This window comes from Paenibacillus sp. IHBB 3054 (assembly GCF_051594305.1).
GTDB lineage: Bacteria > Bacillota > Bacilli > Paenibacillales > Paenibacillaceae > Paenibacillus_AQ.
The window spans coordinates 85780-112008 of sequence record NZ_JBOFBG010000012.1 but is presented as its reverse complement, the minus strand read 5'-3'; the positions used below and the strand labels follow the sequence as shown (position 1 = coordinate 112008).

The following is a 26229-nucleotide window of genomic DNA, read 5'->3' as shown; positions in this document are numbered from 1 at the left end:
CAGCAGAAACAGCTATGCGCTCCGGCGGAAGCGGAAACGGTGAATCATATCCCCTGCAATCAGGAAGAACAGGATCGAGCCCTGCAGCATTTCCGAAATGGACGAAGGCAGTCCGATGGTCTGCACACTATAGCCGCCGACAATCAGGCCGCCGAACAGAATCGAAGTGACTATCAGACCGAGCGGATTCAGCTTGGCAAGCCAGGCGACAATGATCGCAGTATATCCGTAACCCGGAGAAATCCCCTGCATCAGCTTATGTGTAACTCCGGAAACCTCCGCCATTCCGGCAATTCCGGCAAGACCGCCGCTAATCAGCATTACGACAATAATATGGCGTTTGATATGGATACCTGCATAACGGGCAGCCGTTGGATTGGCACCAATTAGCCGCAGCTCATAACCCCAGCGGGTAAACTTAATCATCAGATAATAGATAGCCACAGCGACAAGGCCGAAGATCAGCCCGATGTGCAGCCTTGTCGTACCGAGAACCGGCAGGGACTGGGCGGCGGTAAACATCGGAGAGCCCGGGAAGTTAAAACCCTTCGGATCTTTCCAGGGCCCGAATACCACATAATCAAGGGCAAGCAGTGCCACGTAGTTCAGCATCAGTGATGTAATCAGCTCATTGACCCCGAAATGCGTCCGCGGAATTGCCGTCATCAGTCCCCAGAGCGCACCTGCGGCAGTGCCGAACACCAGCATCAGGGAAATGGACCAGAACGAAGGCAGATCAGGAAAATAAATCGTCACTGCCGTAGCTGCCATCGCTCCGACCGTCAATTGTCCTTCCGCGCCGATGTTCCAGACGGAAATCCGGTAGGCTACAGCAATGCCGAGTCCGCAGAGCAGCAGCGGAATGGCTTTGACCATCGTTTCGGTAAGACCGTAAGAGGTACCAAAAGCACCGCGGAACATCTTCTCGTATACGACCACGGGACTCATGCCGTTGGCGGCAATAAACACCGCGCAAAGCAGCAGGGCCAGAATGACAGACAGAACGGGAGTCCACCACGGAGAGCGGGTTCGGCTTGAATCATACTCCAGCCGCAGCTTGGACCGGTTGCCCGGTTTGGCCGGAACAGGATCAAGCACTGCAGCATTGCTTATATTCTTCGGACTCATACGGCGCTCTCCTCCCTATTCTGAATCCCGGCCATCAGCAAGCCAATTCTCTCTCTATCTGCAGTCTCATGGTCACTTTCCCCAATGATCGAACCGTTATAAATCACCAATATCCGGTCGGATAATTGCAGCAGTTCATCCAGATCCTCCGAGATGAGCAGCACTCCGCTGCCTGAGCCGCGCAGCTCCATCAGCAGTTCATGGACACCGGCTGTCGCGCCCACATCCAGACCTTGCGTCGGGTGAACCGCCACCATCAGCTTAGGGTTGTGGCTGACCTCCCGGGCAAACAGCAGCTTCTGCTGATTGCCGCCCGACATTTGCTGGACTGGCGTATCCAGCTCGGGAGTTTTCACATTGAAGCGCTCAACCAGCTCCCGCGACCAGGAACGGTTCTTTGCTGCCTTCAGAAAGCCAAGTTTGGAGTGTTCTTCACTGCGGTAGGACTTGAACAGCAGATTGTCCACTGAGCCCAGCCGTCCGGCAAGGCCGCTCTTCATCCGGTTCTCCGGCACATGAGATATTCCCGAATCAATTGCGCCCCGCACCGAAGCCGCTTTTACCGGACTGCCGTCAAATATAATCTCGCCGCTCCGCCAAGTCCTAAGCCCCGTAAGCACTTCCGCCAGCTCCCTTTGTCCATTGCCGGCAACACCTGCGACCCCTACAATCTCCCCTTCGTTTACAGTCAGGGACAAGCCGTCCAGCGCTTTACGGCCTTGATCGGCAGCGACGTCCAAATTCCGTACAACCAGCAGTGCCTCACCTTGGGTAGCTTCCCGCTCCTGGCGGCTGATCGTAACCTCCCGGCCTACCATCAGCCGGGCAAGCTCCAGTTCATCTGTCTGCGCCGTGTTCAGCGTAGCGATCATTTTCCCTTTGCGCATAACGGAAATACGGTCGGAAGAAGCCATAACTTCCTTCATTTTATGTGTGGTCATAATCACCGTCTTACCCGCCTGCTTCATCACCTTCAGCGTTTCAAACAGCTGCTCCGCCTCACCTGGGGTTAACACGGAGGTTGGCTCATCCAGAATGATGATATCCGCGCCGCGGTACAGCGTTTTGACGATTTCCACACGTTGCTGTTCACCGACAGACAGCTGCCAGATCGGGCAGTCTACCGGGAACATCAGTCCGAAGCGCTCAGCCAGCGCCTCAATCTCCAAATGCTTATTTTTCATCCATTTGCTTCCACGCCAGAAAGACGACTTTTCGCCAAGCACGATGTTCTCTGCTGCCGTGAGACTTTGCACCAGTCTGAAATTTTGAAATACCATGCCTACGCCGAGGGATGCTGCATCCTTGGGGGAACGGATTTTGGCCAGTTTACCGTGAATGAAAAGTTCGCCTTCATCCGCCCGGTATACCCCTGACAGCATGCTCATGACCGTGCTTTTCCCTGCTCCGTTCTCACCAAGCAACGCATGAATTTCACCCGCATTTGCCGAAAAATCGACTTGATCGCTTGCTGTTACGGCTCCGAACCTCTTCACAATTCCGCGCATTTCAACTGAATAATTCTGCATTATGGGACGCTCCTTTCCTTATACTTGTAGGACGGGTGGGGAAGGTTCCCCTTCCCGGAACCCGCCCCACCCATAAGGCCATACTGTATCCAATTGTAGAAAACAAATTATTTCGAGATCGTGCCTATTACGCCTTTGGCCAGCCATTCCATGGAGAGGACTTCCTCAAGCGTCAGCTTTTGACCTTCCTGAACCACAACATTGCCTTTGTTATCGGAGATCGGTCCTGTGAACACATCCAGTTCGCCGCTGATAATCTTGGCTTTGGCAGCTTCCACCAGCTGACTCACATCATCAGGAACCTTGTTGCCAAACGGCGCAAGCTCCACCATGCCGTCAGCCATATCCCCGGAGTATTGCTCGCTTTTCCACGTTCCATCCATTACGGACTGGACAGCCTTCACGTAGTAAGGACCCCAGTTCCATACAGGGTTGGTCAAATAATTGTCCGGTGCGTACTTACTCATATCGGAGTCATTGCCTCCGGCAAACGCACCACGTTCTTTGGCCGCCTGCAATGTGGCCGGAGAATCCTGATACGCCAGCAGCACATCCGCGCCTTTATCCAGAAGACTGATCGCCGCCTGGCGTTCGGTTGCCGGGTCATACCAAGTATTCGTCCACACTACATCCACTTTAATGTCCGGGTTGACACTCTGTGCTCCCAGCGTGAATGCATTAAGATTATAGATAACTTCACTGATCGGAAAAGCTCCTACGTAGCCAAGATGATTGTTCTTGGTCATTTTGCCTGCCGCGATACCGCTCAGATAACTCGCTTGATAATTTTTTCCGAAGTAAGTGCCCATGTTCTCTGCTGTTTTGTAGCCGGAGGCATGGAGGAATTTCACATTGGGGAACTTGCCCGCTACACTCAGTGTGAAGTCCATATATCCAAAACTTGTAGTAAATACGATGTCATGGGACTGTGCAAGCTCCGTGATGATACGCTCTGCATCGGCACTTTCCGGAACATTCTCTACGAAGTCCGCTTTGATGCCGAGCTCTTTCTCCATGTACAAACGGCCTTGATCATGCTGATACGTATAACCGCCGTCACCCGGAGGCCCGATATAGACAAAAGCAACCGTCGGCTTCTCTGCTGCCGGCTCTGTTGTTGCCGCCTCTGTTGTTGTACCCGCATTGGTTGCCGCCGGTGCTTCTGTTGCATTTGAAGCTGCATTGTTGTTGCTTCCGCAGCCTGCCAGAACTAACGCCATGAGGAACATTAAAACGAAGCTGAAAGTAAATCCCTGACCCCTTCTTTTCATAACTCTCCTCCTCCAGGAAATCTCTCCTAATGACCGCAGCCATTAATGTATCTCTACTATACTGAGACCTGAAGGTTACGTAAATTTATATAACATACGTTTGTGCCATTTTATAAGAAGCTTAACTTATTTTGTGCTTTACGCACTATAAAGGGGTTAAATAAGCTTAAAATATGTGATTATTTCTAACATATATCTACAAAACAATCAAAGCATGTCAGCTTCCACTCCTAAGGCTCCATTCCTTGCGGATCTCCCCAAAATCCATTTCTGTGTCAGCATCCATAAAGCAATGGGCGGAATCCGTCTCCAGCACCACCCCCTTATAATCAGGCGAGCGCAAAATCCCTGCCGCGCCTTTGTCGCCGTCCAGTTCCTGAAGCACCGTGAACATCTCTTTGGAAAAGAGCGCCGGCGGCATGGCCAGACCTTCATGGGTGCTGGCTACATAGTCCAGCCCCGGATTCCGCTCATAAGTGTCTATCAGCCGGTTCACCAAAGACGCTGTAATAAACGGCTGGTCAGCCAAAGCCACGATAGCGGCATCAGGCTGCATAGGCAGGATCGCATTCAACCCGCAGCGCAGGGAAAAGGATAAGCCCAAGTGGGCTGTCAGGCAGGTTTCCGTACGCCTAGTGCTCCGCTCACCGGCTGGAGGCAGCCATTTGAGGTCATCATCGGCCCGCACGACAACAATTAACGGCGAAAGGGCGCAGCGGTCCAGTTCACTGAGCGCGACGCTCCCGAGTGACACCTCTTGCGACAGCTGAAGCGACACCTTGGATACTCCCATTCGTCTGCTCTGCCCTGCTGCCAGATAGATACCGGCTACTTTCAACGCTCTCCACTCCTTTCGGCAGCTCACGCGAGCCTGCCCTTCTGATTTGAATAATCTCGGCCACAATGCTGACTGCAATTTCCTCCGGTCCTTCCGCGCCGATAGACAGCCCTACAGGGGCGTGCAGCGATGCAGGCGGCTCCAGTCCCTCCAGCAGCAACGCAATCCGGGCCTTGGAGCCGATGATTCCGATATAACGCGGAGACACCGGCACAAGACTTTCCAGAAACTTCCGGTCCCGCTGGGATTGATGGCTGCAGATCAGCACATAATCCTCAGGGGTTATCCTAAGACGGGCTGCTGCCTCGGAGGGGGAACAAATCACCCGTTCGGCACCGGGAAATTCATGCTGCAGGCTGCCCTCTCGCCAGTCGGCGACGGCAATCCGAAATCCCGATTTTGCCGCAAGATCCGCCACGGGACGGGAATCCAGTCCACCGCCAAAGATAACAAGTCGTGGCTTCGGCACGAAAAGAGTGTTGAAGAGTTCGAGCGACGGACCGGCCGCTACCGATGTTCCGGGAAGCTGACTCCGCCCTTTTTTCACCAGACAGCTCCCTCTTGCACTTCTCTGATTAGAAAAAGATTGTTGTTCAGCGCCGAAAGTTTCGACAGTATACCGGTATCTTGCAGCGGCAGCTTCACGAAGAAGCATCAGGCTCTCACCTGCGGCCATCCGCACATAGATTTCTTCCAACAGCCGGCGCAGCTCTCCACGGACCGGTTCAAGAATCACTTTGATTTTGCCGCCGCAGCCGACAGCCTCCCCCCAGGAAAAATCATCGGGAGACAGCATGTCATACTCCACCAGTTCCGGAAGGCCGCGTTCCCAAACCTCCTGCGTACGAAGCGCCAGGTCACTCTCCAGGCAACCCGGACTGAGACTGCCCAGCGTTCCTCCTGCAAAAAACAGCATAGCCGCTCCCGGTTTCCGGTAAGAATGGCCTTCCACCCCAATCAGGGTTGCAAGCACCGCAGGGGCAGCATTGTCGTGGATGTGCAGTACAATATCATGTGTACTCATAAAGCTCGCTCCCTCCTCCGTAATTCCGCCCGTTCAGGGTGGCGGCTCTTGTGCCATACGTTTCGCAACAGCCGCTCAGGTTTCGCGCTCCAGCATTTTGCGGAACAGGAATACCAGCTTCAGTCTCATCAAATCATTGATCTTCTTGAAATCGACATCCAGCAGCTCGCTGAGCTTCTCGATCCGGTAGGTTGCGGTATTGCGGTGAATAAACAGCTTTTTGGCTGTCTCGTTTACATGGCCGTCATTGTCCAGATAGACCTCCAGCGTGTGCAGCATTTCCTTGATATATTCCGGCTCCCGGCTCAGCAGTCCGCGCAGGCTGCCGTTGCAATATTTCTCCATCGTTTCTGCCGGTATCTGACTCAGCAGAAGATTCAGTTCAAGCTGTCTGTAATGCACCACATTTCCGTGCGCACCCCAGTGCTGCACCATGCCCATACATTCCTTAACCTCTGCAAAAGCTTCCTTCAGCCCTTCCGGCTTAACCTTGGTGCTGCTCACAGCTGCCCGAGGATAAAAACCCTTGCCGAACTTGAGATTATGAAAACAATCATTGATCAGCTCACGAAACTGATCGGGACTGTGCTGACCCGCAGGGTACAGCGAGAGCAGACCTTCATCCACTACGACATGAATAGCTTTCAATTCCCTCAGTACCGGATGCTCGATGAACTCTTCCTTAAGGCGGAGCAACTCGCCTTGTCTGGATTCCCCGGTGGCGGCCGTATCGGTTAGCAGCAGCTGGAAAGGGGATTGCAGCAGCGTCACCTCCAGCCTGGCGGCAGCCTGGGACAGATCGTTACATGACAATCCGCCGCTCAGGCAACGGCGCAGCAGTCCACTGAACTCCCGGTGCTCCGAATGCTCGAAATAGTCCTCATAACCCGCATGAATATGATAAGAAATCAGTTCAGCTCCTTGAACAAACAGGCTTTCTTCCACAGGCAGCAGCAGAGGATCAATAGAACAATATAAAAGATAACCTGTGCATTTCTCCCCTTGCAGCAGCGGGATACGGAAACCAACCTTGTCACCGATGCGGAAGCGCCCATTACGGTTCTGCCAAGGCCAGCCCTCCAGCAGCAACGCCGCTGAATACTCCGAATTGTTGTAAATAGCGTCGCCCCGGGCACTGATGACCGCCAGCGGGTAACCGATCACCTCGGATACGGAGTCAAATAACGGACCGCAACGTCCCGAGCGGAGCGCAAACCGCATCAGCTTCCGCTGCTTCTCCATCATGCTCTGCAGCACGCTTGTGCTGCGCGACAGCTCGGCGCGAAACAGGCCGTTCATCTGGTCCGAGAACGTAAATTGGAACGGCAGCTCGATCAGCGGAAAGTTCAGCGTTTCCGCTTCGGCTACGAGCTTCTCCGGAACAGCGTCCCAGAAACGGCCCAGCTTGATGCCAAGGCCGGCGGAGCCGCGACGGTTCAGCGTCTGCAGCAGTGCGGAGGCATCCTGGGGGCTATCCTTGATCAGATAAGCTGTTGTAAGCAGCATTTCTCCTTCTTTGATCCAATCTGAGATATCAGGGGCATCCATCACATTAATCGACTTGATAATCCGGTGTTTCCCCTTGGAGCCGGCAATCAGTCTGGCTTCGGATAAAGGATAAATGGACAACGCTTCTTCAACCGTAAGATGCATGCCACCCCTCCTTATACAAGTTCATAGATAATGAATTCCGTATTTATGTTACTTTATGTAACATTATAAATAAAATGAACCGTTATGGAAAGATAAAAGTGAAAATTTAGATTATATACGTAATAAAACATAACACGAATCGCAAAGTTTTAACTATTGCTTATGGACCGTCTGCAAAAACATGGGAAAGCAGCCAGTGTATTATGCGTTTTATCGCATCAGCATGGGTACGGCAACCATGAGATTTGCAGCAGCTGACTGCCCTTCGACTCCTCAATGTTCGATAATTGCACTCTGTACAGTTAAGTAGTGAATTTCTCCCGCCACGCAGCCTTTAATTGTATTCCGTACATCTATTTGAGCTGATTTTAGCCGAAAGTCTCAAATTCACTGTTTTTAATTGTACAGACTACATCTATTCTCTGGTTTCCGGCTGAATTAGCTCCAATAGTTGCAGAGAATACACCTAAATCATTCATTGTCCAATACGCATACAAGTGGAAACGGCTTCGCCGTCCTCAAAAGGACGGTATCCGTTTCAGCGAGAAATAGAAGGATAATTTATAGCGTGAAGCATATAAATTCTTATATTTGCAAAAAAACTCCCGCTCTCCGCCAACAGCGGAGCCGGAAGTTCTGCGGTCCAAACCCTGCGCTTATTGCCATAACCGCCGGACCCATGAGAGCAGGCGGAGATCCTGTCCATGTCCGCCGATCACGGACAATCCCAGCGGCAGCCCGCCGGGACCCGCCACAGGCAGCGTTACCTGCGGCAACCCTGCCAGCCCGGCAATGCAGCTGAGCATCATCGCCCCGCTGCGGTTCAGTTCCAGCTGCCGCAGGTCCCCGCCGCGCAGCGGGGCGGGTCCAGGCACGGTAGGGATGACGAGACAGCCGTCCTCCCCGAGCAAATGACGCAGCCGGGCCGTTATGTCGTCACGTTGGGACTGCGCCCAACTGTGATCCTGCCCGGCCACACTTGCCGCCCAAGCGAAGCGGGCAGCAATGTCAGGCCCAAAAGCCGGCTGCTCCCGCTCGATCCAGGCTCCGTGGGTCGCCCAAATTTCAGCACCCTGCAGCTCGCGGAACACATCCATCCAGCTTGTTAATCCTTCCGGTGAAACTTCAGTCTCCAGCACTTGCCCCACTCCTGCCTGGAGAAGGTCCAAACCTTGCTTCAGGTTGGCCGAACTCTCCGGCCCAGCCAAGGCCCAGCCATCCATGCCGATGAACAGCTTGGCCATTCTGCTTCCCTCCGGCACATTGCAGGCGAATGAAGCAGGGACGGCAGCTGCCTTCAGGAGGGGATGTTGCATGACTGGCTCCCCGGGATGTCCTGATTTACGTCCCCTGGCAAGCTCTTGGATATGTCCTCCGGTATACTCCCGTACATGTCCTCCGGCAGACTCACCGTTACGCTCCGGGCCGTCCCCTCCATAAATCACCCGGCCATATTCCGGGTGCTGTCCTAAACCCGCGCCATCCCGCTCCACACTTTGCTGCAGGACATTACTCTTCCCGGAGGAATCATCCGGTTTTCCCGCTCCGGCTTCCACTCTCCCGAGCAGAACCTCGCCAACCTGGAGCAGCATTCCGGCGCTGTCTGCGATCCAGCCCACAGTATCAAAACCCGGCGCCAGCGGGATTACCCCGTCAATCTCCACCGCCCCATGGGTCGGGCGGAAGCCGTAAACGCCGCAGTACGCCGAAGGCACACGGATGGACCCGCCTGTATCGGTTCCCAAGGCAAATTCCACGCTTCCGGAGGCTACGGCCACTGCCGAGCCACTGGAGGAGCCTCCGGGAATACGCCCCTCCGCACGCGGGTTGACCGGCGTGCCGTAATGATAATTCTCCCCGCCCAGACTGTACATCAGCTCATCGGTATGGGCGGCACCGCGCAAGGAGGCACCCGACCGCAGCAATTTCAATACGGCTGCGGCATGTGCCGATGAAGGCTCATGACTGCACAGCCAATGCGGATTGCCTGCGGAAGAGCGGTGTCCGGAGACCGCGAACACATCCTTAACGGCAAAGCTCAGCCCATTCAGCTTGCCACTCGCAAGGCTCGGCACCTCCAGCTCCGGGTCAATAAATGCGCCGAAACGATTATTAAGGATCATCTCTTCCCTCCTCCTCCCGGACTGTCCGGGGAGCTTCAATGTTTACTCTTACTTGTTGCCTGCTCTACCAGCCGATGGCTGCTCCGTCGCAGCGCGGATCAGTGCCGCCGCTGCGGAAGCCGTTGCCATCGATGGCAATCGCATGGGCATGCCCCATGATTCCGTCATAGTCAGCGGCTTGGCGGACCAGATGACCGGCCCCGGCCAGCTCTTCGAGCACTCGCGGAGCTACCCGCTTCTCCACCTTCAGTTCCTGAGTCGGTTCCCCCCAGGTCCTGCCCCAGACGAACCGCGGCGCATTCACCGCCTCCTGCGGATTCATGCCATAATGCAGCATCCGTGTCAGCAGCAGACTCTGCGTCTGCGGTTGCCCTTCCCCGCCTTGCGTGCCGTAGAGAATGACCGGTTTGCCGTCTTTGCAGGCCATGGCCGGCATCAGCGTGTGGAACGTGCGCTTATGCGGTTCAAGCGTATTGACATGCGAAGGGTCCAGCGAGAAGAAGGAGCCTCTGTTCTGCAGCAGAATCCCTGTATCCCCGGCGACCGTTCCCGAGCCGAATTCAAAATACAGGCTTTGGATAAACGAGACGGCATTCCCCTCCCCGTCAACTACAGCGGCATAAGCTGTATCCCGGCCAACCGGCTCACTGCCAAGCGCAGCAGACTGGCGGAGCGAAATGGAATCGGCCAGCTCCACCGCATACCGCTTATCCAATAGCCGCTCCAGCGGAATAGAGCTGAATTCAGGATCAGTAAGCACCTGATCCCGGTCCCTAAAGCTCAGCTTCAGCGCTTCAACCAGCAGATGATAGTACTCGAAAGACCCATGCTCAATCTCTGCGAGATTAAACCGCTCCAGTATGTTCAGCGCCATCAGCGCAGTGAAGCCCTGCGAATTCGGGGGCACCTGATATACCTGATGCCCGTGGTAATCCGTGGAGATCGGCTCCACCCAATTGCCCTGATGGTCGGCAAAATCATCACGGGTGAGATATCCTCCGGAAGCCAGCATATCCTTGCTTATCTCCTCTGCGATCCCGCCCTTGTAAAAAGCATCACGCCCTCCCGCTGCCAGCGTCCGCAGCGTCCGGGCCAGCTGCTTCTGTACAAACTTCCCGCCGGCCCCCGGAACCTTGCCGCCGGGCAGATACACCGCCGCCGCGCCGGGGGACAGCGCGGCTCCCGCCAGTATGCTGTTGCCGTGCTGATCCGGCGACAGCGGAAACCCATCGGTGGCGTAGCCGATTCCCGGCTCCAGCACCTCCGCCAGGGTCAGGCGGCCATACTGGCGCTGGACCGCCTCCCAGCTGTCCGCCATTCCGGGCACCGTAATGGCGCTGCGCACACCCCGCCGGGGAATGGAACTCTCCCCGGCATAGCAGTCCCTGCGGACGCCGTAGCCGGATCGTCCGCTGCCGTTGTAGGCCCGGACGCGCCCTTCACCGGCGCTGTAGGTCAACCAAAAAGCATCGCCGCCAAGGCCCGTCATATGCGGATAGACCACCGCGAGCGTGGCGCTGACCGCTACCGCAGCGTCAAAGGCATTGCCGCCGCGCTGCAGAATACGCGCTCCGGCGGCAGAGGCCAGATAATGGGGACTGACTACCATCGTTTTTGTACCGATTACCGGCCCTATTGTCATGACTCCCAGCTCCATTCCCATGTCAATCAAGTTAGTGCCATTTAACAGCAGTTCAAAAACCCCTGTCAATCGGTTACGCACAAACTCAAATTCCCCGGCATTATTTTGTGAACGGTGCACAAAGATTAATGAAAATACACCCTATCCTGTAGTTGCGGTCATACAAATTGATATAGAATGGGCACAAAAAAGCCAAAGCTAGTTTATTCCGGAGGAGGAATCCCGTGAAATCCATCAGTAACGAATATGTACAGATAGCAGCCGCGATGTTCAGGACGGGAATTCTCGGCTATGGCGGGGGCCCCTCCGTAATTCCACTGATCCGGCATGATGCCGTAACCCGCTATTCCTGGCTGACTGATGATGAATTCGGGGAGACGCTGGCCATCGCAAATGCCTTGCCCGGGCCTATCGCCACCAAGATGGCGGCATATCTCGGCTACAAGCTTAAAGGGGTAAAAGGTGCGCTGCTTTCCGTACTGGCGCATATTCTGCCTAGCTGTATTGCGATGATTGCCCTGTTATCCGCGGTGAATTATTTAAGCGGCTCCAAGGTAGTGGCAGGCATGATTGCTGCTGTCTCTCCCGTGATTGCAGTGATGCTGGGAATGATGGCTTACGAGTTCGCGCAAAAAGCGTTCAAAGGATTGGGGAAATGGATCGGGGCTGCTTTCCTGCTGCTGGCACTGGTACTGCTTGAGGGGCTTCACCTGCATCCTGCCATCGTGATCGTACTTTTTCTTGGCTATGGAACGGTTCATTACCGGATACTGGCAAAGAAAAATAAAGGAGGAACCGCCTGATGGAATGGCTCAAACTGATTTACGGCTTTTTCATGGCCAATCTGCTGGGTTACGGCGGCGGCCCTTCCTCCATTCCGTTGATGTACGAAGAGATCGTGCCGCATTACGGATGGCTGAACGATGAAGAATTCTCCAATATGCTGGCGCTCGGCAACGCCCTGCCCGGACCGATTGCGACCAAAATCGCCGCTTACGTCGGCTATGACGTCTACGGCTGGTTAGGACTGAGCGCTGCTCTCGCCGCTACGGTTCTGCCCTCCGCTGCCGCACTGATCATCCTGCTCGGCGTGATGCAGAAATACAAGCAGTCGCCCGTCGTTAAAGGAATGACCTTGCTTGTACAGCCGGTGATTGCCATAATGATGGCCGTTCTGACTTTCAAAATGGCCAAAGGTCCTGCGGACGTTATCGGCATCTGGCAGACGCTGATCATTGCCGTGCTTGCCTTTTGGGCTATGAAGCGGCTGAAGCTGCATCCCGCACTCGTGATTCTTGCCGCTTTTGCTTATGGAGGGCTGGTACTCCGGTATACGGTATAACGGCGGCTGCCACAATGACCTCCTATTTCAAAATGTACTGCGAAAGCACCGACTGAACCTCATAGATATTGACGGATTTATTGAACGTCTTCTTCAGCGGCAGTGAGCTGCCGGATACATAAAGACACAGCTCTGCATCCAGATCAAAGTGCCCCGCCGTCTCCACCGAATAATGGGAGATGTTTTGGTAGGGAATGGAGTGATATTGCGTTTTTTTGCCGGTGATCCCCTGCTTGTCAACGAGAATCAGCCGCTTGTCCGTAAAAATGAACATATCCCTGATCAGCTTGTAGGCCCGCTCAATTTTTTCATGGGGGGTCAAAATCCGCGCGTATTCACGCTGCACTGCCGCCAGATCAACCTGCGTTGCATTGCCCAGCAGTCCATTAAAAAGCGCCATCACTGTTCCTCTTTCCTGTTGCTGATTTGGTGAGCTGCCTCAGCCATATAACATCCTATTGTGCAATTCCAATTATATGCTGTGGTTCATTCCGCTTTTTTTCTATTGCTATTATTGCGAATATTAGGTAAACTACTGTTAAATTTGTATCGAAGGAGGTGTAGAGGAATGGATCGCAATTGGACCAACAGTGTTATTAGCCGGCTGCCTATCGCTATGGCTGGCATCGTTCATGTAAATGCCGACAACGGGAGAAGTCTGTCCATTTACAAGAATTTAATAACACTACACAATTGTGAAATGCCTTTCCTGCCTACACTTCAACGGATCTCATAAACCGGAGAACAAACAGGCCGCGGGGAAATTTCCCTGCGGTCTTTTTTTGTTCCATGATGTCCTCCTGGAGGCATCCCCTTTGAAAGACAGCGGAGACAGGGCATTCTTAAAAGGAGAATACCTATGATCATTTCATGTCAAAACGTACAAAAATACCACGGTGCCCAGCTTGTGCTGAGCGATATCACCTTCGATATCCGCCAAGGTGAGAAAATCGGCCTGATCGGCCGCAACGGCTGCGGCAAAACCACCCTCTTCCGCCTGCTGAGCAGTGAAGAACGCCCCGATCAAGGGCAAATCTCCATCCGCAGAAACAGCATCATCGGACTGCTCTCACAGATCCAGGAAGCGGACGGCGACGAGACGGTGTATGCCGTGCTCCAGCGCAGCTTCGCGAAACCCCTGGAGTGGCAGCAGCGCCTGCGGGAACTGGAGCAGGAAATGTCCGGACTGAACGCCGGAACGGACGAACAGGACTGGAACAGGCTGCTCAAGGAATACGGCAGTCTGCAGGAGAAGTTCGAAGCAGCCGGAGGTTATGAGATTGAAGCCTCAATCCAGCGTGTAGCGGCAGGCCTTGGAATCGGAACCGGGCAATACGACCGCCGGTTCGCATCCCTCTCCGGCGGGGAGAAGACAAAGGTCGGCCTCGCCGAGCTGCTGCTGCGCCGCCCCGATATCCTGCTGCTGGATGAGCCGACCAACCATCTGGATATGGAGGCCATAGAATGGCTGGAGCAGTTCCTCCAGACTTATGACGGCACAGTCCTTGCAATCTCTCATGACCGCTATTTCCTGGATGCCGTAGTGAAGAAGGTCATCGAGATTGAAGATGGCGAAGCCATCACGTATCACACGAATTACAGCGGATACCAAGTGGAGAAAGAAGCCCGTCTGCTTCAGCAGTTCGCCGATTACCAGGAACAGCAGAAGAAAATCAAGCAGATGCAGGAGAGCATCAAACGGCTGATTGAATGGGGCAACCGTTCCAATCCGCCGAATCCTTCCTTCCACCGCCGGGCGGCCTCCATGCAGAAGGCGCTGGACCGGATGGTCAAGGTCAAACGCCCAATTTTGGAGCGCAAATCTATGGATTTGCAGCTGCAGCAGGATGACCGGACCGGCAACCAGGTCGTCATCCTCGACCGGATCACCAAAGGTTATGGTAACCGCAGGCTGTTCTCAGAGGCCAGTGATATCCTGCGATATGGCGAGACTACCGCACTAATCGGCGGCAATGGTGCGGGCAAGAGTACGCTGCTGCGGATGATACTCGGCCAGGAGTCCCCGGATAGCGGAAGCTGCACCCTTGGATCAAGGGCTGTCGTTGGTTATCTTGCCCAGGAGGCAGTGCCGGAGGGCGGCGGACAGTCGGTGCTGCGCTATTTCCGGGAGGAGGCCGGGCTTGAGGAAGGCGAAGCCCGCGGGCAGCTTGCCCGGTTCCTCTTCTACGGCAGCGATGTGTTTAAGGACATCACCAATCTCTCCGGAGGCGAATGGACACGGCTGCGTTTCGCGATACTGATGCACCGCCGTCCAAATCTGCTTATTCTGGATGAGCCGACCAACCATCTGGATATTGATTCCCGAGAAGCACTGGAAGAAGCGCTGGAGGAATTTCCCGGCACGGTGCTGGCGGTCTCCCATGACCGTTATTTCATCAACCGCTGCTTCGGCAAGCTTTGGGCGATTGATCAGGGCCGCTTCACCTCCTTCTCCGGAAATTACGAATATTATAAGGAAAAGCAGGCTGAAAAGGCTGCCGCTGCAAGGCTGCAAACCGAAATGAGCGACCAAGGCGGCAAACAAGTAGCGAAGCCGGATACATTGCCCAAATCCAAAGTCCCTGCTGAACTAGCTGAGACTGCGGATTCACGATCTGGTACCCCGGCAAAAAGCGGGTCCAAACCTGAACGTTCCACCAATTACCATAAGCAGCGCTCCGGTATCTCCTGGGAGCAGGAAATAGCCGCAGCGGAGGCGCAATTAGGCCTTATTGATGCTGAGATGCTGAATCCCGTTATCGCCAGCGATGCGGGAAAACTGGCTGAGCTTCAGCATACTAGAGATGCCGCACAGGAGAAGCTGGATGACCTCTATGCGTCCTGGTTGAGCGAAACAGAGGCATACCAATAACATCCATAAACATAGAGAAAGCAAAGGTGATAACAATGACAGACACTCCGGCCGTGGAGGCCTATTGGAGTACTTATATTAAAGCCCATCCCGAAGCTGCAGAACTGTATGACAGCGCGTGGTCCTTTGGCGACAATCCCCGGCTTGCCAATGAATTGCTTGAGCTGGTACTGAAAGGAATTAAGACGGGAACCGCCTCCGATTATGATTTGAACGAAATCCGCGGACTCACCCAGCCCTTTGCCCACGGCCACTCCATCCTTCTGGATGCCAGCGGCGAACCGCGGGCAATCATTGAAACTATAAAGGTAGAAGTCATCCCTTTTGACGAGGTAACTGCTGAGTTTGCCTATTCCGAAGGCGAGGATGACCGCAGCCTGGAATCATGGCGCTACAATCATGAGCTGTATTTTACGAGGGAACGCAAAGCCTATGACAAACCCTTCGATCTTCAGATGAAGGTGGTCTGCGAGAATTTTCAGATTGTCGATATCAGACAGCCCCAGTAATTCTTATATTTTCAAAAATGGCTGGCCTTCCTTATGTTAAGGAGGCACAGCCATTTTTTGTTCATTGCTTATGTATACACCCTTGTATCGTCCCGAAGTTGAAATAAGTTCTGATCCATTAAAAAAGGCCGCTTCCTCATGACGAAGAGACAGCCTTCATTGTATAGTTACAATTAGTGTAAGTTGAATCCTTAGGATTAAGGTTTAGTGCCAGATCCCCATGATCCAGCCCACCACCGAGATCCATAAAGGAATGCTAATCAGAATGCCCCAGACCAGTCCGGTAGCAATATTACCTTCTGCAGGACGTGTTGCATTCTCCTGCGTTAGCGGAAGTCTTAACTCTTCTTGTTCCATGCGATCCCCTCCTAAATTTCTTATCGACACAGTAGAGGAAAAAATGTAGACCGCCTGACCCAAAAAGTTGTGTTTCCAAATATTTTTTTAGATACAAAGGCTCAGCGGTCCTTCTATGCAAAGGCTTACATAATTAATATTAACCAATTTTTGTCTCAATTAAAACTTATATTTTATCTATTTCGTACATTATATGCAATTAACTAGTCCAAAATTACCGGCTTCTGCGGATCATTCAAGAATTGAAACATTGTTCGCAGCTGCTCCGCCGTATTCCGCTCCACAGACAGCTCAGGCAGCTCATCCTCAGCGAAAAAATCCACCTCGCTGGTCTCCACGCCTTCAGCTGCCTCCCCGCCGACAATCTTGCACAGGATAAACATTTTGTAGACATGATAAGGCTCCGGGGGATGATTATGGAATTTCTTATCCAGCACGGCCAGCAGACGGACTGCTTCCGCCTGAAAACCCGATTCCTCGCAGATTTCCTTAACGACTACCTCGCTCGCAGACAGTCCAATATCGGCCCAGCCGCCGGGAAGCGCCCAATTGCCGTCCAGCTTCTCGCGGACCAGCAGAATTTTCCCCTCACGGAAAATAACGCCGCGCACATCTACCTTCGGTGTGCTGTACCCGCCTTCACCCGCAAAAGAGAGCCGGATCCGCTCCTTGCTCTCAAACGTATAATTCGCCAGAATGTCCACGCTCAGCTCACGCAGTGCTTCATAACGTTCGATGTCGTACACGTCTTTGGCATAGGTAAGACCTGTCTGGGCAATTCCTTGAATCTCCTTCGCCCAAGTTAACCATTTCTGTTCCATAGTTTTATCGCCTCCATTAACATATCGAAAAGGATTATTGGCATAGCATTAAATGACGGAAGAACATCCCCTTTTTAGCAACACAGCGGTCGATAATTTTAAATCCTGCTGTCTCTATCATCTCATCCATCGCTTCGATAGCCACGATGACAACCCTGTCTGCAATCCGGCGGGCGTTCACGAGTATGGCATACTGTTCCTCAGGGGTAATGCTGGAATATAGATTGTAAGGCATGTCCACGATGGCTGTGTCATAATGTTCCTTAATGTCTGCAATGTCTCCCAGCGTCACTTCAGCCTCGAAGCCGAAATGAGCAATATTCGTCCGCGCTCCCGCCGCAATAAAGGGATTGATATCACGGCCAACGATATTGATGCCCATCGATAGTGCCTCTACCATTACTGTCCCGATGCCGCAGCAAGGATCAATGACTTTGACGCCTGCCGGAGTTGGGACCGCCATATTGACAGCCGCACGGGCCACTCTTGTGCTGAGCGCAATGGAATAGCTGCGCGGTTTTTTCATCTGCCGGAACCAGGTTGCCTTGTTCTTGTGATAAGCCCCGAAGTACCAGCGGCCGCCCAGCGTTACTATACCGTATACAAGCTCCGGATGGTTCACATCTGCTTCTCCCTCAATCCGCAAGCCGATTTCCCGCTCAATAATTCTGCGTTCATCATACTCTATTTTATCCGCAGGGGACAAATCATTGGTTTTCACAAAAATCACCTTGAAGGTTTTGTCATTCAACTCCACCTGCTCGGTCTGCTTATAAATTTCCTGCAGGCTGTCTCCCCCGTACATCACGTCAATCCGTTCCTTAATAAAAGGGCTGCGGCTGACATCCGCTTCAATCTCACTTGCAAAAATGGCAGGCGGAATCTCCCGGCCAAACAGGCAGCGCAGCTCCATTCCGCATAAAGAAATCTCGTCCTCCGAGCATGCGTAAGTATAGATATACGCGGGATTCCCGCCCTTATTAGGCATGTTTGCTTCTTCTTTCAGATCTGTATATGAATTCAATGACACGTTATTCCGCTCCTATCGCTCCCGCTGCTGGCGGGGATTCTGTTTCATTTAGAAATTCTGCTGTATCGGCACCGGTATGCCCGTTGTCATAGCTAATCCTCGCCCCGGCAATTTCTTCACGATTTCCGTTAACCCATTCAACAAGGGCGGTCAGCGGTCCCAGTAGGGAGTCGCCCAATGCCGTAAGTCCATATTCAACGGTCAGAGGCACGGTAGGTGTCGCTTTGCGCCAGACCATTCCGTCCCGCTCCAGATGGCGGAGCGTTTGGGTGAGCATACGCTGCGAAATTCCGCCTGAGCGCCGCTGCAGCTCCTTGAACCGCAAAGATTCCACACCTAAATTCACGATAATCAGCACACTCCACTTATCTCCAACCCGGTCCAGAATCTGCCGGGCTATGGTGCAGTCCTCAAGCATCGGCAGCTGACCGTCTTGCTGAGTCAATAATCGATCCATTATGGTTACCTCCATGTAACTTGAGCATATAATAGTGCCTTCTTGCTGCACAAGCCAACTAAGTTTATCATGGTTACTGTTAGTAATCAACAACCGGAAGGGAACTGATATTAAGTGAAAACAATCGCTATCGTAGGGGCTGGTCCGGGACTCGGACTCTCCATTGCCAAGAAATTCGGTACAAATGGCTTTCAAGTCGCTTTAATTTCCCGCAATGCGGACAAGTTAAATCATCTGGTGGACGAATTAAAGGGGCTGGGCATCGAAGCAGCCGCATTCCCTGCTGATCTTTACAATAAAGAACAATTGACTGCCGCTTTCCAGGGGATCAAAGAAAAGTATGGCTTCATCGACGTGCTGGAATTCAGTCCAACCAGCGGCAATTATCCGCCGACTCCGGCATCACAGGTTACGGAAGAAAATGCACTTGATGCGTTTCAGGCACTGGTAGTAGGTGCTATCCGCAGTGTGGAGCAGGTCTTGCCGGAAATGCTGGTCAAGCAAGACGGGGCTATCCTGTTCACAACCGGCCTCTCTTCCCTCTATCCCATGCCGATGATGGGCAATATCGGTATTGCGCTAAGCGGGCTGCGCAACTATGCCAACAACCTGCACACCGACCTTGCTCCTCAAGGGATCTACGTCGCTCACTTGGCGCTGGGTGTATTCATTAAGCCCGGTACAGCTACAGATCCGGGTCTTATCGCTGATGCATGGTATGATTTATACACCAGCAAGTCACAAGCTGAGGATACCTTCCCGCAAGGCGTCACTCCGGCCACAATTATCTGGTAAGCCATTTCACCAATCCATTTTGATCCATAGTGAGTTCTCCAGTATAATGGAAGCATTACACTGCCAAACCATGACGGCGGTGCATTGCCCTGAGCTCTAGGCTCAGGGCTTGTACTGCCTGTTTTGCGCAGCGAACTCCAAGGAGGTACATATCACTATGTCTTATGAAACTTATTTTCAGACTGAGCGTGAAGCTCAGCTTGCCGAATTGAAGGAATGGCTGGCCATTCCCAGCATTTCCGCCCTGTCCGTGCACAAGGAAGACATCAATTCAGCCGCACATTGGCTGATGGACACACTGAAGCGCGCCGGGCTAAAGAATATCGAAATCCATCCTACAGCAGGCCATCCAGTAATCTATGCCGATTATCTTCACGCGCCGGGCAAGCCGACCATTCTGGTATACGGCCACTATGATGTCCAGCCGGTGGATCCGCTTCATTTGTGGACGACCCCGCCGTTTGAACCGGAAATCCGTGACGGCAAGCTGTACGCACGCGGAGCAACAGACGATAAGGGCCAGGTCTTCATGCACATCAAAGCGATCGAAGCCATTCTCAAGCAGGAAGGCACCTTGCCGGTCAATATCAAGCTGTGCATTGAAGGCGAGGAAGAAATCGGCAGCGTGAATCTGCCGCCATTCCTGGAAGCAAGCAAGGACAAACTGGCTGCAGATGCCGTGCTTGTCTCCGATACAGCCCTGCTGGAACGCGGACGCCCTGCCATCTGCACCGGGCTGCGCGGATTGTGCTCACTTGAAGTCAGCGTAAACACCGCATTGACAGACCTGCATTCCGGCTCCTACGGCGGCGGTGTGCCAAATGCGCTGCATGCACTCGTTTCCCTGCTGAGCTCGCTGCATGATGGCAACGGCCGTGTTGCCGTCGATGGTTTTTACGATGGCGTCCCTGAGCTTTCTCCTCTGCTGCGTGAGGAGTTCGCCAAACAGGGTGTGAATGAAGAGAAGATCAGAGAAGCCCTCGGCCTTGAACAGCTGTACGGCGAAGAAGGATACAGTTTTGTAGAGCGTGTCGGCGCCCGTCCAACCCTTGAACTTAATGGGGTTTACGGCGGTTTCCAGGGTGAAGGCAGCAAGACGGTCATCCCTAAGGAAGCCCATGCCAAGATCACCTGCCGCCTTGTCGGCGACCAGGATCCGCAGCATATTCTGGATGTTGTTGAAGCTCATCTGAAAGCAAATATCCAAGCCGGAGCGAAACTGCATGTGAAACAAATGGAAAAAGCGCGTGCCTTCAACATCGACCCGTCGAATCCGATTCTGCAGACTGCGGCAGACGCTTTTGGCAAGGTATACGGCACTCGGGCACTCTTCACCAAAGACGGCGGATCCATTCCAATCATGGAGAGCTTCTCGCGTATCCTCAAAGCACCGGTTGTTCTGATGGGCTTTGGACTGGATGACGAAAACCTGCACGCTCCGGATGAGCATTTCAATCTGGAGAATTTCGATAAGGGACTGCTTACGATTGTCGAGTTCCTGAAGACAGTTTAAACAAAAAGCCATACTCCGCTGAGAGTTGCTTATCTAAAAAGGGGCTGTCCCAAAAGCCATGCAATGGCTTCTGGGACGCCTCCTTTTTTTGAGTTCCATTGGTAGCTGTAGTGTTGGTAGCACGTCATATATGCTTTAATTTCTCGTTAATTCTCATATAACGTAGTGCAATTTTCCAGTGAAACATCACCCTTAAAATGACCAATGAACGACTCCTGCGGAGCGTTATCTCAGCAGTTTCCCCGTCGTTGTCTGCCCGTTTTATTCGTGGAGTCACCCTCGTTCGGCCATGTGAACCTTTATTAATAGTTCATTTTCAGCTTGGAGTAGGTGAATTTGTGCTTCGAGCCTCGCATTTTTCTCATCCAAGGTCAATTCCCGTTTTAGAGGTCTCCCTGAATGCTTGAAAGAAGCGATTATTGATTCAAAAAGCAAAGGGTGCTATAATAATTTAAACATTGTTTTAAACGACGTTTAAAATATCATTTAAAAATGCTGAAGGGAGGGAGAATATGCATATGGACAAAAACAATGAGACCAAAGAAATCATTCTTCGAACTGCACTCGAGATGATCAAGCAGGAAGGATTCGAGAAGATCACGATCCGCAAAATTGCGGTACGTTCGAATACGAACGTTTCGCTGGTGAATTATTACTTCGGCTCTAAGGATAAGCTGATTAGCGAAGTGATCCGGATCCTGCTGTCGGGTTTTCAGGAATCTTTTGATGTGCTGGATGATCTGTCTCTGCCGCCGGAACGGCGCTTGAAGATTTTTCTGCTGCATTATGTACGGGGGGTGGAGCAGTATCCGGAGGTGTTGACGCGGATTATTACAATGGATGCCGGCTTATTCGCGTCGCAGCAGGAGTACGGGGAGTTTATGCGGATTATCGGATTCGATAAAGTCAAGAGTCTGCTTATGGAGCTGACGAATGAACAGGATCAAGAACTTTTAATGATGATGGTGATGCAAATCTTTGGAGCCGTGTTCATGCCTGCACTGATGAGACCGACTCTTGAAGTCGGAGCTGGCGTCGAAATGAAGCCGGTCGAGCGTCAGATTGACCTGCTGCTGGAGCGTTACCTATACAACCATTAAGTGCCGAGGAGAGATGAATCATGAATCTTTTGCGCAAATACTGGCCTGATCTGGGGATGCTGGTCGCGGCGGCGACAGCGATCGGAATCGTAATGAATCATCGTTCCATGTCTGAACTGAGTATGATTTTATGGCTCAGCTTCATCGCGATCCTTGTGCATCAATTTGAAGAATATCGCTGGCCCGGCTATTTTGGCGGTTTGTTCAATATCGTTATATTTAAGAGTGAACAGCCGAAGCATTATCCGCTGAACCCGCAATCGGCAATGATCATTAATCTGGTCATCGCCTATGTCTTTTATCTCCTTCCGGTCTTCTTCCCGAACATAATTTGGCTGGCGCTGGCTCCAATCTTTATGGGCTTTTTCCAGTTTATATGGCATGGCATCTTCGCCAATATCAAAGCCAAAACATGGTATAATCCAGGCCTGTTCGCTGTGCTGTTTTTCCATATTCCGATCGGAGGATGGTATCTGTACTACATCGCGACGTACCATCTGGCAAGCACGACGGACTGGATCATCGGATCCGTGTATTTTGTGATCGCCGTATATGTCCTAATTATTAAAGGCAATATGTGGCTGAAGGATATCCATTCGCCGTTTAATTTCTCCGACAAACAGATGGGGCCTTATCTGACCAAATAACTGCATAAACAACAAATCAGGACCTTCCCGGCAGGGGTTAATGTATGCTCTAAATTCAAATCGTTCACGCATAAACCAACTGCCGGCAATCTTGATTGTCTCTGGGGAATACCCCTCCACCAACCCGCCATAATCCATCAGGTGGCCGATCGGGTCCGGATCTTCCCGGTACCAGACTAAAACCTTTGAATGTGCTAGCGCTGCAGCCAGGAAGTCTGTATCGCCTCTCCAGGACTTTGTATGTGTTGTTGTTCAATTAAGTCACCCCTATTTCAAAAAGGGAACTGAGTAAGCGAAACTATTAATAGTAAAATACCAATAATTGAGGATAGGGCAGCCATTTTATCTTTAGTTTTAAAATAAGAAGCCCCTCCATTAAATATCAATGCTCCGCACATCCCCAGTATTGTCCATGACATTATCACTTGATCTTTGTCACCGAAAAATGTTATTGCCAGAATAATTGTTGCTGCACTAAATAAAATACCAAGCCCCCTTAATACATTCAGCAAAACACTCACCTCATAAAAAGTAGTAACCCTACACTGGTAGGTTAGACCCTTCCTAACTCTTGAAATTAAGTATAATTCACTTGGTACATTATGTATATTGGACTCTATGTCACTGGTAAGGATGATTTTCCTGAACGTAAAGAAAATACCCCGCCAGTGCTGGCAGGGTACGGTAGTTCCGTTACTATATTCGCTTTAACTGGCGGTATTTTCGGAACTCTGTTAGAATATGCGTCCAATGTTAAAAATCTCACGTCTAAATGTTCCTCAGCTAGATTTAGTACCTTATACTGCACATCCTGCAGAAGATATCTACCGAGTTTTAAATCCTTGTGGCTCTTTTCGCGCCCCAACCTAGCAATTTTTATGGCAGGGACACTGCTATGAGAACACGGAGCCGATCAAAGGAACATTCAGATGTTTTTGTGACATGCAAAGCTTGAGACTATCAACCGGTACACGCATGAGGCCGAAGCAGTCAGCCGCACCTTGATTGCTCCACTTGGAGAGATGAACCCAAAAGTACAGAAATTCGCCCCATGAACTGCCCCATAAACCAATTGTCGCCTGTTGTATGTCGAAAAATGCGCAAAGAAAAAACCCTTGTGGCGCAAGGGTTTAGGTAAATATCTGGTTAAAAGCGGGTGATGGGAATCGAACCCACGCTATCAGCTTGGAAGGCTGAAGTTCTACCATTGAACTACACCCGCAATGCAAAGTGAAGACAAAAAGTATTGTATCATTCCTATGAATAAAATGCAACCCTATCGGCTCACGGAATTGCTACGAAGACGGCGATACAACTAAGGGTGTGAGGAAAGCCTGTTCAAATTCAGCCGCCTTGACAGGCTTGCTGAAAAGGTAGCCTTGCGCCTCATGACAATGCTGCTGGCGTAAAAATTGCAGCTGCTCCTTGTTCTCGACACCCTCAGCGGTTACCTTCAGCTTCAGGTGATGCGCCATGGATGTGATCGTCGATACAATCGCTGCGTTGTTGCTGTCTTCCATAACTTCTGAAACAAAGGACCGGTCGATCTTAAGCCGGTCGATCGGCATATTCTTCAGGTAGTGCAGCGAGCTATAGCCTGTACCGAAATCATCTATGCTGATGAACAGCCCCAGCCGTTTCAGACGGTTAAGCTGATCAAAGGCAGTTTCTTTGTCGAGAGTCATGCTTTCGGTAATTTCCAGATCAACATAACAAGGTTCAAGCCCGATCTCCTGCAAAATGGCAGCAATTTTGCCGTCCAGGTTCGGCTGAAGAAACTGACGCATGGACAAGTTGATCGAGACACATATCGGCCGGTACCCTGCTGTCTGCCACTGTTTGTTCTGGAGGCAGGCCGTTCTAAGGACCCATTCACCGATTGGAACAATCAACCCGCTCTCTTCGGCAATTGGAATGAAATCGATTGGCGAAACAAGTCCGCGCTTGGGATGATCCCAGCGCAGCAGTGCTTCCATCCCGACAATTTCTTCGGTATCCAGCTGCACCTGCGGCTGATAGACGAGATAGAACTCATTACGTTCAAGCGCTCTGCGCAGATCATTCTCCAGCTTGAAGCGTTCCTTGGCCTTCATCTGCATGGCCGGGATGTAGCGGCGGATTTCTACGCCCTGTTCTTTAGCATTATGAACAGCGGTATCCGCGTTCTGAATCAGTTCTTCTGCAGTATCCCCGTCTCCAGGGTAAATGCTCATTCCGAGACTTAGTGAAATGTGATATTCTCCCGACTCCAGCTTTACCGGTGTTTCGAATAACCGCAAAAGCTCTGTTGCCCGGACCAGACAGTTCTCCACACCGGTGCGGTCTGTCATCAGAAAAGCGAACTCATCGCCACCCATGCTGTACATTTCTTCGTTTGACTTCACTTCATTTCCTATGCGCTCTGCAACCCTCTGCAGCAGCAGGTCCCCTGCGTAATGACCAAGTGAATCATTGATGTTCTTAAAGTGGTTGATATTCATAATCAAAAATGCTGAGAACCCCTGTGTCTTGTCTTTTTCACCGCGTTGAACGATTTCTTCGGCGCGCTGCATCAGACACCTTCTGTTCGGCAGTCCTGTTAATTCATCATGATACGCCAAATAATTGATCCGCGCTTCCGCCTGTTGGTTCTCATGAAAAGGCTCTTCAATTGTCAGCCGGTAGACTCCGGTAAGCAAAAGGTAATAGGCTACTCCGCTGCTAAGCATTCCAAAGAGATAATCCATCTCGCCGATACTGAACAGATTCATAAAAAAGACCTGGCCCATGGCGAAGAAGATCAGCGCACGGATAATAATGAGCAATGACGCCGATTTTTCAATTTTGCCCGGGTACACGATAATAGCTACTCCAAGCAGATAAACAAAAAGCACGGCCATATCCACAATATGCTTTAAAGTGTTTATCCATGAATACCCCCACTGTTCCGCAGCAATAGAGTGGCTGAAGATTACTCCCCCCAAAGAGAGCACAATCAGCAAAATAGCAACACTGAAGACCTTCTTCTTGCCTCTAACAGATACCGGCTGGTCCTCTCTGCTAAAAATAACTAGGATTCCAAGTGCACTTGCCAAACGGGAGAAGGTGAGCAGCCAAAGCGATTGTTCTGAAGTAATGTACGAAGAAATCCCGGGAATACCTGCAAAGCTTAACGTGTGTAAAAAATCAAAAATACATACTCCAAAAAATAAAGCAGAGGTGTAAAGTCTTGCCTTGGATAATTTATCGGAGAAAAACAGCCAGCCCTGAGCAAAAATTGCAAAACCAAAAGCAATATTGCAACAGCCAATCATAAGATAGAGGGCCGAAAGCCAATTCTGATTCTCAATATTACTGAGAGGTGTACGAAAAATCTGAATTAGAAGGAACAGCACAGCTCCTACTATAGCCGCTTGAATGGTCTTTCTCTCTTCTTGTCTCATAAGTCCCTCGCGTCTGAAATGATATCTATTTTAAAATATACGGATAGATTAAGTCCTATGTATAAATATCGGCTTGGCTACCCCATAAAGTTACATTCAGCTTTCTGCATTATAAAAAGAAAAAAACAGCAAAAAAGCACCTTCCCCTGGCATAGA

At 51.7% G+C, this 26229-nt stretch carries 24 protein-coding genes and 1 tRNA gene; 9 read left to right on the top strand and 16 right to left on the bottom strand.

Annotated features, from left to right (window positions below):
* Nucleotides 1-12: 12 nt before the first annotated feature.
* From ACQ76X_RS15680 to ggt, 8 genes are all read right to left on the bottom strand, one after another.
* The gene (locus tag ACQ76X_RS15680; RefSeq protein WP_038587327.1) at nt 13-1128 is read right to left on the bottom strand and encodes an ABC transporter permease; all 1116 of its coding nucleotides are present in this window, start codon (nt 1126-1128) and stop codon (nt 13-15) included.
* Nucleotides 1125-2657, bottom strand: a complete 1533-nt coding sequence (locus ACQ76X_RS15675; RefSeq protein WP_438494937.1) for an ABC transporter ATP-binding protein — start codon at nt 2655-2657, stop codon at nt 1125-1127. The genes ACQ76X_RS15680 and ACQ76X_RS15675 overlap by 4 nt, the downstream gene beginning before the upstream one ends.
* A 107-nt stretch (nt 2658-2764) precedes the next feature.
* Nucleotides 2765-3928, bottom strand: coding sequence for a BMP family ABC transporter substrate-binding protein (locus ACQ76X_RS15670; RefSeq protein WP_438494936.1), 1164 nt, complete (start codon nt 3926-3928; stop codon nt 2765-2767).
* A gap of 217 nt (nt 3929-4145) precedes the next feature.
* Nucleotides 4146-4706 (bottom strand): NTP transferase domain-containing protein, encoded by a 561-nt coding sequence (locus tag ACQ76X_RS15665; protein WP_438494935.1) that lies wholly within the window; start codon nt 4704-4706, stop codon nt 4146-4148.
* Nucleotides 4654-5790, bottom strand: a complete 1137-nt coding sequence (locus tag ACQ76X_RS15660; RefSeq protein ID WP_438494934.1) for an XdhC family protein — start codon at nt 5788-5790, stop codon at nt 4654-4656. The genes ACQ76X_RS15665 and ACQ76X_RS15660 overlap by 53 nt, the downstream gene beginning before the upstream one ends.
* Before the next feature lie 75 nt (nt 5791-5865).
* Nucleotides 5866-7443: a PucR family transcriptional regulator gene (locus ACQ76X_RS15655; protein ID WP_438494933.1), complete on the bottom strand. Its 1578-nt coding sequence runs from the start codon at nt 7441-7443 to the stop codon at nt 5866-5868.
* A gap of 656 nt (nt 7444-8099) precedes the next feature.
* The gene (locus tag ACQ76X_RS15650) at nt 8100-9566 is read right to left on the bottom strand and encodes an amidase family protein (RefSeq protein WP_438494932.1); all 1467 of its coding nucleotides are present in this window, start codon (nt 9564-9566) and stop codon (nt 8100-8102) included.
* Nucleotides 9567-9630: 64 nt separating this feature from the next.
* Nucleotides 9631-11208 carry a gamma-glutamyltransferase gene (gene ggt / locus ACQ76X_RS15645; protein WP_438494985.1) on the bottom strand — a complete coding sequence of 526 codons (1578 nt, stop codon included), beginning with the start codon at nt 11206-11208 and terminating at the stop codon, nt 9631-9633.
* 224 nt (nt 11209-11432) lie between these two features.
* On the opposite strand from ggt, the gene ACQ76X_RS15640 reads away from it, so the two are divergent.
* The gene (locus ACQ76X_RS15640) at nt 11433-12011 is read left to right on the top strand and encodes a chromate transporter (RefSeq protein WP_438494931.1); all 579 of its coding nucleotides are present in this window, start codon (nt 11433-11435) and stop codon (nt 12009-12011) included.
* On the top strand, nt 12011-12550 hold the full coding sequence (locus ACQ76X_RS15635) for a chromate transporter (protein WP_438494930.1): 540 nt from the start codon (nt 12011-12013) through the stop codon (nt 12548-12550). Before ACQ76X_RS15640 ends, ACQ76X_RS15635 begins: the two co-directional genes overlap by 1 nt.
* Nucleotides 12551-12572: 22 nt before the next feature.
* On the opposite strand, the gene ACQ76X_RS15630 is transcribed toward ACQ76X_RS15635, so the two are convergent.
* Nucleotides 12573-12950, bottom strand: coding sequence for a PH domain-containing protein (locus ACQ76X_RS15630; RefSeq protein WP_038587313.1), 378 nt, complete (start codon nt 12948-12950; stop codon nt 12573-12575).
* A gap of 168 nt (nt 12951-13118) precedes the next feature.
* Here ACQ76X_RS15630 and ACQ76X_RS15625 point away from each other — a divergent pair, with 168 nt between their 5' ends.
* From ACQ76X_RS15625 to ACQ76X_RS15615, 3 genes are all read left to right on the top strand, one after another.
* Nucleotides 13119-13286, top strand: coding sequence for a hypothetical protein (locus tag ACQ76X_RS15625; protein WP_179091806.1), 168 nt, complete (start codon nt 13119-13121; stop codon nt 13284-13286).
* A 123-nt stretch (nt 13287-13409) separates the two neighbouring features.
* Nucleotides 13410-15422: a ribosomal protection-like ABC-F family protein gene (gene abc-f / locus ACQ76X_RS15620; protein ID WP_438494929.1), complete on the top strand. Its 2013-nt coding sequence runs from the start codon at nt 13410-13412 to the stop codon at nt 15420-15422.
* Nucleotides 15423-15457: 35 nt separating this feature from the next.
* Nucleotides 15458-15931, top strand: coding sequence for an ASCH domain-containing protein (locus ACQ76X_RS15615; RefSeq protein WP_438494928.1), 474 nt, complete (start codon nt 15458-15460; stop codon nt 15929-15931).
* A 204-nt stretch (nt 15932-16135) separates the two neighbouring features.
* On the opposite strand, the gene ACQ76X_RS15610 is transcribed toward ACQ76X_RS15615, so the two are convergent.
* From ACQ76X_RS15610 to ACQ76X_RS15595, 4 genes are all read right to left on the bottom strand, one after another.
* A complete protein-coding gene (locus tag ACQ76X_RS15610) occupies nt 16136-16288 on the bottom strand; it encodes a hypothetical protein (protein ID WP_179091807.1) in 153 nt (50 codons plus the stop codon).
* 203 nt (nt 16289-16491) lie between these two features.
* Nucleotides 16492-17109 (bottom strand): NUDIX hydrolase, encoded by a 618-nt coding sequence (locus tag ACQ76X_RS15605; RefSeq protein ID WP_438494927.1) that lies wholly within the window; start codon nt 17107-17109, stop codon nt 16492-16494.
* A 34-nt stretch (nt 17110-17143) separates the two neighbouring features.
* Complete coding sequence (locus ACQ76X_RS15600; RefSeq protein ID WP_438494984.1) at nt 17144-18097, bottom strand: TRM11 family SAM-dependent methyltransferase; 954 nt, start codon at nt 18095-18097, stop codon at nt 17144-17146.
* Between the two features lie 43 nt (nt 18098-18140).
* Nucleotides 18141-18596, bottom strand: a complete 456-nt coding sequence (locus ACQ76X_RS15595; RefSeq protein ID WP_438494926.1) for a winged helix-turn-helix transcriptional regulator — start codon at nt 18594-18596, stop codon at nt 18141-18143.
* Nucleotides 18597-18710: 114 nt separating this feature from the next.
* On the opposite strand from ACQ76X_RS15595, the gene ACQ76X_RS15590 reads away from it, so the two are divergent.
* The 4 genes from ACQ76X_RS15590 to ACQ76X_RS15575 all read left to right on the top strand — a co-directional run bounded on the left by ACQ76X_RS15590 (nt 18711) and on the right by ACQ76X_RS15575 (nt 22651).
* The gene (locus tag ACQ76X_RS15590) at nt 18711-19391 is read left to right on the top strand and encodes an SDR family NAD(P)-dependent oxidoreductase (RefSeq protein ID WP_438494925.1); all 681 of its coding nucleotides are present in this window, start codon (nt 18711-18713) and stop codon (nt 19389-19391) included.
* A gap of 157 nt (nt 19392-19548) precedes the next feature.
* The gene (locus ACQ76X_RS15585; RefSeq protein ID WP_438494924.1) at nt 19549-20904 is read left to right on the top strand and encodes a dipeptidase; all 1356 of its coding nucleotides are present in this window, start codon (nt 19549-19551) and stop codon (nt 20902-20904) included.
* A gap of 512 nt (nt 20905-21416) precedes the next feature.
* Nucleotides 21417-22004, top strand: a complete 588-nt coding sequence (locus ACQ76X_RS15580; RefSeq protein WP_342438822.1) for a TetR/AcrR family transcriptional regulator — start codon at nt 21417-21419, stop codon at nt 22002-22004.
* Between the two features lie 20 nt (nt 22005-22024).
* Complete coding sequence (locus tag ACQ76X_RS15575; RefSeq protein ID WP_438494923.1) at nt 22025-22651, top strand: HXXEE domain-containing protein; 627 nt, start codon at nt 22025-22027, stop codon at nt 22649-22651.
* 272 nt (nt 22652-22923) lie between these two features.
* Here ACQ76X_RS15575 and ACQ76X_RS15570 read toward each other — a convergent pair whose 3' ends face one another.
* The 3 genes from ACQ76X_RS15570 to ACQ76X_RS15560 all read right to left on the bottom strand — a co-directional run bounded on the left by ACQ76X_RS15570 (nt 22924) and on the right by ACQ76X_RS15560 (nt 26073).
* The gene (locus ACQ76X_RS15570) at nt 22924-23163 is read right to left on the bottom strand and encodes a hypothetical protein (protein WP_438494922.1); all 240 of its coding nucleotides are present in this window, start codon (nt 23161-23163) and stop codon (nt 22924-22926) included.
* A 639-nt stretch (nt 23164-23802) separates the two neighbouring features.
* Nucleotides 23803-23873 (bottom strand) — tRNA-Gly (locus ACQ76X_RS15565).
* Between the two features lie 73 nt (nt 23874-23946).
* Nucleotides 23947-26073: a putative bifunctional diguanylate cyclase/phosphodiesterase gene (locus ACQ76X_RS15560; protein WP_438494921.1), complete on the bottom strand. Its 2127-nt coding sequence runs from the start codon at nt 26071-26073 to the stop codon at nt 23947-23949.
* Nucleotides 26074-26229 lie beyond the last annotated feature (156 nt).

Excerpts from the sequence above, each read along its gene's own strand:
- ACQ76X_RS15680 (WP_038587327.1), bottom strand. The coding sequence starts at position 1,128 with ATGAGTCCGAAGAATATAAGCAATGCTGCAGTGCTTGATCCTGTTCCG.
- ACQ76X_RS15675 (WP_438494937.1), bottom strand. The coding sequence starts at position 2,657 with ATGCAGAATTATTCAGTTGAAATGCGCGGAATTGTGAAGAGGTTCGGA.
- ACQ76X_RS15670 (WP_438494936.1), bottom strand. The coding sequence starts at position 3,928 with ATGAAAAGAAGGGGTCAGGGATTTACTTTCAGCTTCGTTTTAATGTTC.
- ACQ76X_RS15660 (WP_438494934.1), bottom strand. The coding sequence starts at position 5,790 with ATGAGTACACATGATATTGTACTGCACATCCACGACAATGCTGCCCCT.
- ACQ76X_RS15655 (WP_438494933.1), bottom strand. The coding sequence starts at position 7,443 with ATGCATCTTACGGTTGAAGAAGCGTTGTCCATTTATCCTTTATCCGAA.
- ACQ76X_RS15650 (WP_438494932.1), bottom strand. The coding sequence starts at position 9,566 with ATGATCCTTAATAATCGTTTCGGCGCATTTATTGACCCGGAGCTGGAG.
- ggt (WP_438494985.1), bottom strand. The coding sequence starts at position 11,208 with ATGACAATAGGGCCGGTAATCGGTACAAAAACGATGGTAGTCAGTCCC.
- ACQ76X_RS15635 (WP_438494930.1), top strand. The coding sequence starts at position 12,011 with ATGGAATGGCTCAAACTGATTTACGGCTTTTTCATGGCCAATCTGCTG.
- ACQ76X_RS15630 (WP_038587313.1), bottom strand. The coding sequence starts at position 12,950 with ATGGCGCTTTTTAATGGACTGCTGGGCAATGCAACGCAGGTTGATCTG.
- ACQ76X_RS15625 (WP_179091806.1), top strand. The coding sequence starts at position 13,119 with ATGGATCGCAATTGGACCAACAGTGTTATTAGCCGGCTGCCTATCGCT.
- abc-f (WP_438494929.1), top strand. The coding sequence starts at position 13,410 with ATGATCATTTCATGTCAAAACGTACAAAAATACCACGGTGCCCAGCTT.
- ACQ76X_RS15615 (WP_438494928.1), top strand. The coding sequence starts at position 15,458 with ATGACAGACACTCCGGCCGTGGAGGCCTATTGGAGTACTTATATTAAA.
- ACQ76X_RS15610 (WP_179091807.1), bottom strand. The coding sequence starts at position 16,288 with ATGGAACAAGAAGAGTTAAGACTTCCGCTAACGCAGGAGAATGCAACA.
- ACQ76X_RS15605 (WP_438494927.1), bottom strand. The coding sequence starts at position 17,109 with ATGGAACAGAAATGGTTAACTTGGGCGAAGGAGATTCAAGGAATTGCC.
- ACQ76X_RS15600 (WP_438494984.1), bottom strand. The coding sequence starts at position 18,097 with ATGCCTAATAAGGGCGGGAATCCCGCGTATATCTATACTTACGCATGC.
- ACQ76X_RS15595 (WP_438494926.1), bottom strand. The coding sequence starts at position 18,596 with ATGGATCGATTATTGACTCAGCAAGACGGTCAGCTGCCGATGCTTGAG.
- ACQ76X_RS15585 (WP_438494924.1), top strand. The coding sequence starts at position 19,549 with ATGTCTTATGAAACTTATTTTCAGACTGAGCGTGAAGCTCAGCTTGCC.
- ACQ76X_RS15580 (WP_342438822.1), top strand. The coding sequence starts at position 21,417 with ATGCATATGGACAAAAACAATGAGACCAAAGAAATCATTCTTCGAACT.
- ACQ76X_RS15575 (WP_438494923.1), top strand. The coding sequence starts at position 22,025 with ATGAATCTTTTGCGCAAATACTGGCCTGATCTGGGGATGCTGGTCGCG.
- ACQ76X_RS15560 (WP_438494921.1), bottom strand. The coding sequence starts at position 26,073 with ATGAGACAAGAAGAGAGAAAGACCATTCAAGCGGCTATAGTAGGAGCT.